The following is a 10,936-nucleotide window of genomic DNA, read 5'->3' as shown; positions in this document are numbered from 1 at the left end:
AAGCCGTGGGCATGGCGCGCGCCGCGTATGAAGCGGCGCTGAGCTATGCGCGCGAGCGCGAAAGTTTCGGCAAACCCATCTATGAACACCAAGCCGTGCAATTCCGCCTGGCCGACATGGCCACGCAGATCGAAGCGGCGCGCCAGCTGATCCGCCACGCGGCAGCCATGAAGGATGCGGGCTTGCCTTGTTTGAAAGAAGCGGCCATGGCCAAGCTGTTTGCGTCGGAAATGGCGGAAAAAGTGTGCTCGGACGCCATTCAGGTGCACGGCGGCTATGGTTATGTGTCCGACTTCCCCGTCGAGCGCATCTACCGCGACGTGCGCGTGTGCCAGATTTATGAGGGGACCAGCGATATTCAGAAAATCTTGATTGCGCGGGCGTTATAAACCCCAGGCAAAGGCTGGGGTCAGACCCCCACATGTGTTGGCGCGGAGCTTTGCATTAGCGGTGTTGTGGGTCTGACCCCATACGCCAACTATGGACGAAAAAAAGCCCGCTAAAACGCGGGCTTGTTCCAATGTATTACCAATGCTTTAATCGTGTCATGGACGCCAGTGCTATCTGCAAAGTGCCTCCTGATTTTCGGACTCCCATGCTATCTGCATGGTGACTCCAAGTGTAAATCGACCATCGTATCCGGAATTACAAAATCCATTTCTTCGCACTGTCACGCCATCGACATTACACCTGTCGGTCGCCGCGCTGAAACTGGATGGTGAGATAATTTGCTGCCAAATCTCAATCACTGAACGAAGTATAGCACAGCTTTTTGTGCGGTGCAATAATCTTTTTAAATCAAGTCGTTAGCGCCAGCGGCTTGTCCTCTTCCCCGCCTCGGGCCACTCTCTCGTATTCGGAAATCACTTGCGCGCCCAGCAGCAGCAAGGTGGCGCCGATTTCCAGGCTGAACATGACGACGATGGCCGTCGTCATCGAGCCATACACGATGTTCACCTGCGACAAGGTGGAAAAATACCAGACCAGCACGTGTCGCGCGATTTCCCACAGCAGGGCCGCCGTTACGCCGCCGATCAGCGCATGCGTGATCGATAATCGCCCCACCGGCATGACCAGGTAGATCGAGCTGAGCACGAGGATTTCGCCCGCCAGCCCCAGCAAATACAACAGCACGCCGGACACGCCCTCCAGGCCCCAGTCATGACGCAAGAAACGCACGCTTTCCTCCCCCATCACTTGCAGGCTGCCCGCCACCAGGGTGATGAGCAAAATACCGATACCCAGGCACAGGATGTAGCAATACGGCAGCACGGCGGAAATGAGGAAATGACGGCGGCGGATGGCCACGCGGTGGATGAAGATCACGCTCATGGCGTTTTCCAGCACGGTAAACGCCAGCGAGCTGAAAAACAGCATGGTCAGCAGCAAGAGCCAGCCGATTACGCCGCGGTTGTTGAGGAAATGCGCGACCTCGGCCACGATGGCCTTCGATTGCCCCGGCACCAGCCATTCCAGGTAATGACCTATGGTTTGCAGCAATTCATCCTGCGCGATCACGTGCGACAGGGCCACCACCACCAGCATCAGCAAGGGCACGATGGACAGCAGCGAGTAATACGCGACGGCGCCCGCCAGCAGCAAGCCCTGATTGGCGCGGAAACCCTTCAGCACCTGCAGCGCGAAGGCCAGCGGGTGGCTGAGGATGTAGGTACTGGCGTGGCGGTTGATCATGTCGGATGCGGTGAAGAAGGCGGCGCGGCCTCGTGCCACGCCTGCAATCACACTAGCATACTGACAATCGCCCCGCTGCACCGTACGCTAACAGACGGCCGGCTCCAATAAGGTCAAGGTTTGCCGGTCCGCATCCAGGGTGGCCAATATGCCCATCGGTATCGTGAACTGGTGGCGGATGTGGCCAAACGAGTAGCCGCTGACGGCCGGCACCCGTAAAGGCTGCAAATGCTGGTCCAGAGTGTCGTTCAAGGTCAGCGCAGTGTCGCCCTCGGCCGCCTCGCAATGCTCGAAGATGCCCAGCATCAAGGCCGCAGCCTTGTTGAACCCCACGGACAGGTCGAGCTGGCACAACATCCTGTCGATGCGGTACGGTACTTCATTGATTTCTTCGAGAAACAAAATATGCTCGCGGAAATCGGCCGCATACGGCGTGCCGGCCAGCGCGCTGACCATGCACAGATTACCGCCCGTCAAGCGTCCCGTCGCCTGGCCGCCGTGCACGGTGCGGATGGCGAAGTTTGGCTGCGTCTGCGCGCGGCGGTGATTGTCCAGCGCCATTGGGATCGTGTACTGCTCTTGCGGCGTCATCAGCACGTTTTGCAACTGCGTCACCGTGTAGTCGGAAAACGTGGACGAGGCCACGGGGCCGTGAAACGTCACCAGGCCCGTCTGGCGGAGTATGGCCAGGTGCAGGGCCGTGATGTCGGAATAGCCGATCAGCACTTTCGGGTTGGCGCGGATCAAGACATAGTCGAGCAGCGCCAGCAGTGAAATGCAGCCGGAGCCGCCGCGTATCGCCCACACGGCCTTGACCTCCGGGTCGCGAAACGCGGCGTGCAAGTCGTCCAGGCGCTGCTGCACCGTACCCGCATAATTGCCGTGCACGGCGCGGATATTGGCGCCCAGGCTGGCGCGCAAACCCAGCGATTCGATATTGCGCACGGCCTTGGCGATGGCGTCTTCATCCGTAAAACCGCCCGGTGCGATGATGGCGACCAGGTCGCCTTCGCGCAGGCGCGCCGGTTTGATCAATGCGTGTTGCTGTTGCATGCGTTTGCCCTTCCCTTGCGCGGCCGCCGCCCACGCCGGTGTGCCTGCCGCCCCAAGAGTGGCGGCCAGCAAGCCGCCGAAGCGGCGCCGGCTGAGATTGGTCTGACTGGACATGCGGCCCTTTCCTGGAATAAAAACGGCGACGCCAGGCGCCGCCGCACGAGGTTAGCACGCCAGCGGGATCGCCGCCGGCATGGTTGCCTTACATGAACTTGTACTTCAGCTGGAACGACAGCGAACGGCCGCGTGGATCGGCCACGCGCGGGTCCCAGCCGGCGCCCACCACTTCATCCACGTTGTGCGCGGTGAACGGCGGATCGCGGTCGAACAAGTTCTGGATGCCCACGGTAATCGTCGTATTTTTGAAGCCCGTGTACGTGCCCGACAAGTTATACGTGGTGTAGCTGGACACGTCCGGCTTGAAGCCCGGTGGCGGCGTGCCCTTGCCGCCATTCGGCACCTGATCCTTGTAGCCCGACGAAAAACTCTGGATCAGCAAGCCGCTCCAGTCGCCGCGCGCCACGCCGAAGCTGGCGTTGTGTTTCCAGCGCAGGTACAGATCGCGCGTATAAAACTTGCCGACCAGTTCCTGGTATTCCTGGCCTTGATATTCCGCAAACTTGAAGCTGTCCATATACGTGCCGTCCAGGGTCGCCGTCCATTTCGCGTCCTGGATCTTGCCTTCGCCGCGCAAGCCCACGTCGAGGCCGCGCACGCGGCTGCCTGCCGCATTGATCCAGCCCGCCTGCACGTACTCGATGGTGCCGTCCGGATTGCGGTGGATGTACTGGTTCAGCGCCTGGTAGTTGGCCAGCACGATTTGCGGCGTGCGGTTCAGGATGCGGTCCTTGGTATTGATGGCCCAGTAGTCGAACGAGGCCGAATAGCCCTTGAATGGCTCGATGACAAAACCGACGCTGCCCTGCTTCGACGTTTCCGGCTTCAGGTTCGTGTTGCCGCCCGTCCTGTAGTCGAGGCGATCAATGGCGCAGTACTCGGGCACGCCCGGATGCTTGGCGCAACCTTCCTGATCGATCACGCCGTTCGGCAATTCCTGGCTCAGCGAACCGGAATACAGCTGCTGGAAGCTTGGCGCAAGGAAACCCTTGCTGGCCGAACCACGGAACAGCAGGAAGTCGGTCGGCTGGTAGCGGAAAGCCACTTTCGGATTCGTCGTCGCGCCCACCAGGCTGTAATCGTCGCGGCGGATGGCCAGCTGCATTTCCAGATCCTTCGTGACCGGCACCAGCAACTCGGCATAGACGGCCTTGACGGTACGGCTGGCATCTTTCAATGCGGCATTGCCTGGCGCCAACAGGATCTGGATGGCGTCGACGTCTTGACCGAAGCTGTAACCTTCGCGGCGCAAGTCAAAACCGGCCGCCATGGCCAGCGCGCCGGCCGGCAACTGGAACAGCTCGCCCGAAACGGAACCGTCGATCTGCGTCAGGGTCGTCTTGCCATGCTGGAAGTCGCCACGGAACTTGGTCGATTCGATCAATTGCTTGGCCGCTTCCGTCTGGCTCTGGCCAGCGCCCACCCACGGATTGATGATGCCGCTGGCCAATGCCGCGTACAACTTGTCCGTGTAGGAGTAGCCGTCCGTCAGCTTGGTCTTGGTGCTGCTTTCCGCGCGCGAAATGCCGGCCTTGTAATCCCACTTGCCAAAGTTGCCTTCAAAGCCCACCAGCACGCGGGCATTGTCCGTCGTGTTTTCCTGCGTGCGGTTGCCCACGTCATTGGCGCGCCATTTGTAGGAAATCGGCTTGGTCCTGTCGAAAGAAGGGATGTAGGCCGACAAATCCTGATAGTACGCGCCGCCGACCGGATACAAATTCTTGTTGGCAACGGTCGCCTGCACTTGCATCGGCGTCAAAATGGCCGTGGCCTTGGTGCGCGAACCGAGCACTTCGACAAACATGCGGTGGTCGGGCGCCAGCTGGAAGGTGCCGCGCGACAGCAGATTGGCCCGTTCGACGGGGAATTGCAGCACATAGTCGGCGCCATAGTCGTAGGCGCAGGAATACGTGGTGCGCAGCGGCGAGGTCACGTCTTTCCACAGTGCCGTCTGGTACTGCGACATGCCGGCGATGCTGTCGCACTTGCCCTGGAAACTCAAGGGATTGGCTTGCAGGTATTTATTCGCATCGCCTGGCAGCTGGAACGAAGCGCCCAGCGCCGTTCCGGCACCCGCCATCTGGTTGGCAAACGGCGTGCCCGTCGTATCGGGCGACAAGCCGCGGCCCGGCTGGAAACCATTGACGAAGGAGCGGTCGCTGCCGTTGAGGCGCTCGGCCTTGTCGACGGTCAGGCTGGCCATGATGTTGTAGCGGTCGCTTTCGAGCGACCCCGTACCGGCCAGGAGCGAGGCGCGCCGGGTGGCGCCACCACCGGCCTGCGTGTCGTTGGTAGAGACGGATGCTTCCACGCCGCTGTAATTGGTTTTCAGAATGAAATTGATCACGCCGCCGATGGCGTCCGTGCCGTAGATGGCCGAGGCGCCATCCTTGAGAATTTCCACGCGCGAAATCGCACCCAGCGGGATCGAGTTCAGGTCGACCGACTTGCCGCTGGCGCCGTGCGTGGCGATGCGGCGGCCATTCAACAGCACCAGGGTGCTCGACGGTCCCAGGCCGCGCAGCGAGGCGAACGAGGCGCCACCGCTGACCCTGTCGGCATCGGCGCCAAACACGTTATTGCCCGAAGTCATGTTATCGGCGCCCGTGCCATTCGCCGACAGGGTGCGCACCAGTTGCTCGGTCGTCGTGATGCCCTGTTTTTCGATCTGGTCAAAGGTGATGACTTGCACCGGCAGCGCGCCTTCCTTGGCCACGCGCTTGATGCTGCTGCCCGTCACTTCGACCCGTTGCAGCGCTGGCGCGGCCGCTTCCTGTGCCATTACCGGCCCCACCACCCCCATCAATGCCACCAACTGCGCTAGCTTTTTCAATTTCACAGGTCTTCTCCTTGTTGGGCAATCGAAACTTGAGTCATCAAGTCAGGCTGTTAGATATGTCGCAACGTCTGTCTCGCAGTACATTTTTTTATGACAATTGCGCATGACTTTATTTGTTTTCATTTTCAGAGTAGCGCGATGCATCCGCGGCCAGCCAATGAAAAATGCTTTCCTAACCATAACTTTTTGGAATGAATGCCCTTTTCAGCGACATGGTCACTTGCCTGCGGGGCTACCCTTGGCTTTATCCACATCCAGATAGCGCCAGGACGTGAATTCCACGGGGTGGCGCCTGTAGTTTTTTAGCCACGGTTGTTGCAGGTCGGCAGAGATGGGATGCGTCAGCAACACCCACGGCGTGTAGGCGTGGATCAGCTGAAACAGGTCGAAGTACAGACTGCGTCGGCGCGGCGTATCGGATAGCAGGCGCGCCTCCTCATAGCGTTTATTGTAATCCGGCAAGTTGAAGCGGGCATAGTTGGCGCGGCCACTGTTGGGACCGTACAACAATTGCATAAAGTTATCGCCATCGGGGAAGTCGGCGATCCAGTTGGTCTCGAACATCTGCACCTTGCCCAGGCGCGAGGCCTTGATGATTTCCGTCTTCTTGTCGCTTTTAAACTCCACGCGCACGCCGATGGCGTTCAGGTTGCGGCGCCACAACTCGTCGCGCAAGCGCCCCACCGTGCTCGGCTCCGTATGCATGGTGAGCAGCAAGGGCGTGCCGTCCGGCTGCGTGCGGAAACCATCTGGACCCACCTTGTAGCCGAAGCGGTCCAGCAAGGCCCGCGCCAGGGCCGGATCGTAGCCGACGGGGCTGCGGTAATCCTTGTCATAGCCGAGCACGTTGGGTGGCAGCGGCGACTGGGCCGGCAAGGCCAGGCCTTTTTTCAGCAGCGCGATATCTTCGCGGCTGTTGTAGCTGAGGGCGATGGCGCGGCGCAGGGCAAGCTTGTCCTTGCTCGTGCCGCCCAGGACGGGGTCGTCCATGTTCATCCACATGTAATACGTTTGCAGCACGGGAAAGCGCGTCAGCTGCATGCCCTTGGCGGCCAATGCAGGTTTCAAGGCGCCGTTTTCCAGCACCATGTCCGTCATCGATTCGGGCACTTGCTCCAGATAATCGAATTCGCCTTTCAGGAAACCCAGCATGCGCGATTGATATTCCTCGACGATGCGCACTTCGATGCGCTCGACCAACGGTAATTGCTTGCCTTCCAGCGCCGTGGCGATGGCGCGCGCATCCGGTGGCAAGGCGGCCAGCGCCTTGGCTTGCGTATGGAACACGGTGGCACGGAAAGTCGGATTGGCCTGCAGCACGATCTTGTCGCTGCGCTTCCATTCCTTCACCAGGAACGGCCCCGTGCCCACGGGGTGATTACCGATCTGCCCTGCCGCCGGGTACGCTTCGGCCACTTCGCGCGCCACCACGGCGGTCGCCGGCATGGCCAGGTAAAACAGGAAATTCGGATCGACGCCATTGAGGCGGATGCGCAGGGTGTATTTGTCCAGCGCCTGCAGGCCTGCGATCGGCGTGTCGTAGCTGAATTTTGTTTTCAGGGCAGCGTCGCCCACCAGCTTGTCTTCCAGCAAGAACAGCCATGGCGACTTCAGGCTGGGGTCATACAGCCGCGTCAGGCTGTAGACATAATCCTGCGCCGTCACTTCGCGCGGCTTGCCTTTGAAAGCGGGATCGGGCGTAAAGAAAATACCGGGCTGTAAGTGAAAGATATACGTGCGTCCGCCATCTTCCACGCTCGGCAAGCCGCGCGCCGTATTACCCTGCAGCTGCACCGGGCGCGCCAGGTAGTCATAGCGCAAGAGCGGATCGAAAATGTTTTCCATCAAGTTCAGGCTGGCAAGGTCGGATGCCACGGCCGGATCCAGGCCCGTCTCGCTCGTGCTCAAAAACAAGTGCAGGGTCTTGTTCGCGCGGGCATCGGCGGCATGCGCGGGCACGGTAAAAAGCGTCAACAGGGCCAGGCCGGCGGCGCAGGCGGTTTTGCGTAAAAACGTCATCAGTAATCCAGTGCAGACAAGGTAAGGAACAGCAATAAGCGGCAGGCATCCCCCACACTACGCGGGCACGCTGCGGGGCGCCAATGAAAACAGGCTGCCAGCTTATAACTTTTTGGCATGCGATTGCTGCATTCTTTCATCAACTCGTATCGGGCTGCCCCTATACTTTGTTTGCAGACACTTTTCACTCCCGACACACAGAACTGATCGCATATGGCACTTAATTACATCTGGTCCGGCTTTTTCCTCGTTGGCTTCCTGGCCGCAGTGCTGCAGTGGCTGTTTCTCGGCGATACCGATATCTTCAAGCGCATCATCGACGGCACGTTCGAGACGGCGCGCATGGGCGTGATGGATATCGCCCTGCCGCTGGCCGGCGTGATGACCTTGTGGCTCGGCATCATGAACATCGGCGAAAAGGCGGGCATCGTCGGCTGGCTGGCGAAAGTGATCGCGCCGTTCTTTTCGCGCATCTTCCCGGAAATTCCCAAGGACCATCCGGCCACGGGCCACATGGTGATGAATTTCTCGGCCAACCTGCTGGGCCTGGACAATGCGGCCACGCCGTTCGGCTTGAAGGCCATGGAAAGCCTGCAAACCTTGAACCCGAACAAGGAAGAGGCGACGAATGCGCAAATCATGTTTCTGGTGCTGCATACCTCGGGCCTGACCCTGATTCCGCTGGCCATCATGGCGCAGCGCTCCATCCTCGGCGCGGCCGACCCGTCCGACATCTTTATCCCCTGCATGATCGCCACCTATGTGGCCACCATGGTCGGCATCATCACGGTGTCCATCAAGCAGCGCATCAACTTGCTCAACCGGGTCGTGCTGGGCTGGATGGGCGGCATGACCACCGCCATCGTCACCATGATCTGGTACTTCACGCAATACCTGACGAAGCAGGAGATCGAACTGGTCTCCAAAGTGGTCAGCAATCTGGTGCTCATCAGCGTCATCGCCATCTTCATCATCGGCGCCCTGCGCAAGAAGGTGAACGTGTATGACGCCTTCATCGAGGGAGCAAAAGGCGGCATCCAGACATCGATTACCGTGATTCCCTACCTGGTCGGCATGCTGGTGGCCATCAGCGTCATCCGCAACGCGGGCGTGTTCAATTTCCTGATGAGCGGCATGAACTGGTTCTTCGCCAACTTGGGCATCAATACGGACTTCGTGCCCGCGCTGCCGACGGCCATGATGAAGCCGCTCAGCGGCTCCGGTTCGAAAGCCATGATGATCGACGCCATGAATACCTACGGCGTCGATTCCTTCGTCGGCCGCCTGGCCTGCGTCTTCCAGGGCTCGGCCGACACCACCTTCTATATCGTGGCCCTGTACTTCGGCTCGGTGGGCATCCGCAAGACGCGCTATGCCATCACGGCCGGCCTGATCGCGGATCTGGCTGGCGTGATCACCGCCGTCTTCGTTGCCTACGTCTTTTTCCATTAAGGAGCACCATGTTACGTCCTGTCCTGATGGCTGCACTGTTGGCGGGTCTTGGCCTGTCGACTGCGCACGCGCAATTGCCCGAATCCGTCAGCCTGCTGCTGCGCAGCGCGAATATCCCCGAAGACGCCATGGGCGCGATCGTCTTGCGCGGCAACACCACCGTGCTGTCGCATGGGGCCGAACGCAGCATGCAACCGGCCTCCACCATGAAGCTCGTAACGACGGCCGTGGGCCTGGAGCAGCTGGGCCCCATCTTCCGCGGCCGCACGGAGTTGCGCACCAGCGCCGACGTCATCAATGGCGTGCTGAAGGGCGACTTGATCCTGCGCGGCGGCGCCGATACGGATTTCAATGCGAACGTGCTGGAGCACATGCTGCAAACCCTGCGCACGCAAGGCATCGTCAAAATCAAGGGCGACCTGATCCTTGACCGCCAGCTGTTCCAGCCGGCCCGGCCCGACATCGGTGCGCCACCGTTCGATGAGTCGGCCGAATTCCGTTACAACGTCATCCCCGATGCCTTGCTGCTGAACACCAATCTGCTCGATATCAATATGAACTCGACGGAACGGCAATTGAGTATCCTGATGCAGCCGGCGCTCGAGAACGTCAGCATCACGAGCGACATGAAACTCATCAAGGGCAGTTGCGCCAGATGGGAAGACGGCTGGCGCCCGCCCGAATACCGGCGTGATGCGAGCGGCAAGCTGCAAGTGATACTGCACGGTACTTTCCCGCAAAATTGCAGCAAAGCCACCAGCATCAATGTGCTCGACCGCAACGATTATGCGGACCGCTTGTTCCGTGCGACCTGGAAACGCCTGGGTGGCACGATCACGGGCACGGTGCGCGAAGCGCCGTTTACAGGACTGCCGCCGACAGCCGAACCAGTCGGCACGCGCATGCTGGCCGACCACGTGGCACGCGCCTTGCCGGAAGTGTTACGCGATATCAACAAAACGTCCGACAACACCCTGGCCCGTACCCTGTTCCTGAGTCTGGGCAGCTTGCAAAGTGATGGCTGGCTGGGCAGCCGCCCCGTCGCCATGGCGGTGCCGGAAGACACGGCCACGCGTGCGCGGCAAGTGATCCAGGAATGGTTCCAGCGGCACAATATTAATACTCAGGGCATGTTGGTCGACAACGGTTCAGGCCTGTCGCGCACGGGACGCATTGCACCGGCGCAAATGGCCGGCGTCCTGCAAGCCATGCAGCAAAGTCCGTGGGCGCCTGAGTTCCAGTCCAGCCTGCCCATCGTCGCGCTGGACGGCACCATGCGCAAGCGCCTGTTAAACAGCCCGGCTGCCGCACGAGCCCGCATCAAGACGGGAACGTTGAAGAATGTGGTGGCTATCGCCGGTTATGTCCCCGACGCCAACAACCAGCTGTGCGTGGTGGTCGCCATGATCAATAGCGACCTGGTCGGTAACGGCAACGGCCGCGCGGCTGTCGATGCGCTGATTGAATGGGTCGCCAGAAGCGGCGCCACGCCGGTAGTAACCGGCCAATAAAGGAAAATCAGAATAGAAAGGCAGCGCTGCGCGCTGCTTTTTTTTCGTTTGTCACTTGGCTGCCAACTTGTCGGATTACGCTACGCTAATCCGACCTACCGCCATCCAATAAACGTAGGTCGGCTTAGCGCTGCGCGCGTAAGCCGACACCAGCACCGGCGCCAGACAAAAGCACCAGACGAAAAAAAACCCCACCATTGCTGGCGGGGTTTTTCTCTACTGCGAATAACAAGCCTGACGATAACCTACTTTC

Annotated in this window: 7 protein-coding genes; 3 read left to right on the top strand and 4 right to left on the bottom strand. The window is 60.1% G+C overall.

Translation table 11 applies throughout. The annotated features are described in order from the left end of the window. The coding region (locus tag VM94_RS28930) for an acyl-CoA dehydrogenase family protein (RefSeq protein WP_046683313.1) at positions 1-389 on the top strand (389 nt) is incomplete at its 5' end. Positions 390-798: 409 nt separating this feature from the next. Here the strand turns inward: VM94_RS28930 and VM94_RS08765 are convergent. From VM94_RS08765 to VM94_RS08750, 4 genes are all read right to left on the bottom strand, one after another. After that, the gene (locus tag VM94_RS08765) at positions 799-1,692 is read right to left on the bottom strand and encodes a YihY/virulence factor BrkB family protein (RefSeq protein WP_046683166.1); all 894 of its coding nucleotides are present in this window, start codon (positions 1,690-1,692) and stop codon (positions 799-801) included. A gap of 87 nt (positions 1,693-1,779) precedes the next feature. Then, entirely contained in the window at positions 1,780-2,859 is a 1,080-nt protein-coding gene (locus VM94_RS08760; protein WP_046683165.1) for a S66 peptidase family protein, read from the bottom strand. A gap of 88 nt (positions 2,860-2,947) precedes the next feature. Then, positions 2,948-5,701 carry a TonB-dependent receptor gene (locus VM94_RS08755; RefSeq protein ID WP_235432882.1) on the bottom strand — a complete coding sequence of 918 codons (2,754 nt, stop codon included), beginning with the start codon at positions 5,699-5,701 and terminating at the stop codon, positions 2,948-2,950. A 216-nt stretch (positions 5,702-5,917) separates the two neighbouring features. Next, the gene (locus VM94_RS08750) at positions 5,918-7,720 is read right to left on the bottom strand and encodes an ABC transporter substrate-binding protein (protein WP_046683164.1); all 1,803 of its coding nucleotides are present in this window, start codon (positions 7,718-7,720) and stop codon (positions 5,918-5,920) included. A gap of 213 nt (positions 7,721-7,933) precedes the next feature. Here VM94_RS08750 and VM94_RS08745 point away from each other — a divergent pair, with 213 nt between their 5' ends. Together VM94_RS08745 and dacB are read left to right on the top strand one after the other, a co-directional pair. Continuing rightward, the gene (locus VM94_RS08745) at positions 7,934-9,172 is read left to right on the top strand and encodes a nucleoside recognition domain-containing protein (RefSeq protein WP_046683163.1); all 1,239 of its coding nucleotides are present in this window, start codon (positions 7,934-7,936) and stop codon (positions 9,170-9,172) included. 8 nt (positions 9,173-9,180) lie between these two features. Further along, positions 9,181-10,683, top strand: coding sequence for a D-alanyl-D-alanine carboxypeptidase/D-alanyl-D-alanine endopeptidase (dacB, locus tag VM94_RS08740; RefSeq protein ID WP_046683162.1), 1,503 nt, complete (start codon positions 9,181-9,183; stop codon positions 10,681-10,683). Positions 10,684-10,936: the final 253 nt, after the last annotated feature.

This window comes from Janthinobacterium sp. KBS0711 (genome assembly GCF_000988085.1).
Lineage (GTDB): Bacteria > Pseudomonadota > Gammaproteobacteria > Burkholderiales > Burkholderiaceae_D > Janthinobacterium > Janthinobacterium lividum_E.
Note: the sequence above shows the minus strand (reverse complement) of the source record. Positions and strands in the feature narration are given on the sequence as shown.

Excerpts from the sequence above, each read along its gene's own strand:
- VM94_RS08765 (WP_046683166.1), bottom strand. The coding sequence starts at position 1,692 with ATGATCAACCGCCACGCCAGTACCTACATCCTCAGCCACCCGCTGGCC.
- VM94_RS08760 (WP_046683165.1), bottom strand. The coding sequence starts at position 2,859 with ATGTCCAGTCAGACCAATCTCAGCCGGCGCCGCTTCGGCGGCTTGCTG.
- dacB (WP_046683162.1), top strand. The coding sequence starts at position 9,181 with ATGTTACGTCCTGTCCTGATGGCTGCACTGTTGGCGGGTCTTGGCCTG.
- VM94_RS08750 (WP_046683164.1), bottom strand. The coding sequence starts at position 7,720 with ATGACGTTTTTACGCAAAACCGCCTGCGCCGCCGGCCTGGCCCTGTTG.
- VM94_RS08745 (WP_046683163.1), top strand. The coding sequence starts at position 7,934 with ATGGCACTTAATTACATCTGGTCCGGCTTTTTCCTCGTTGGCTTCCTG.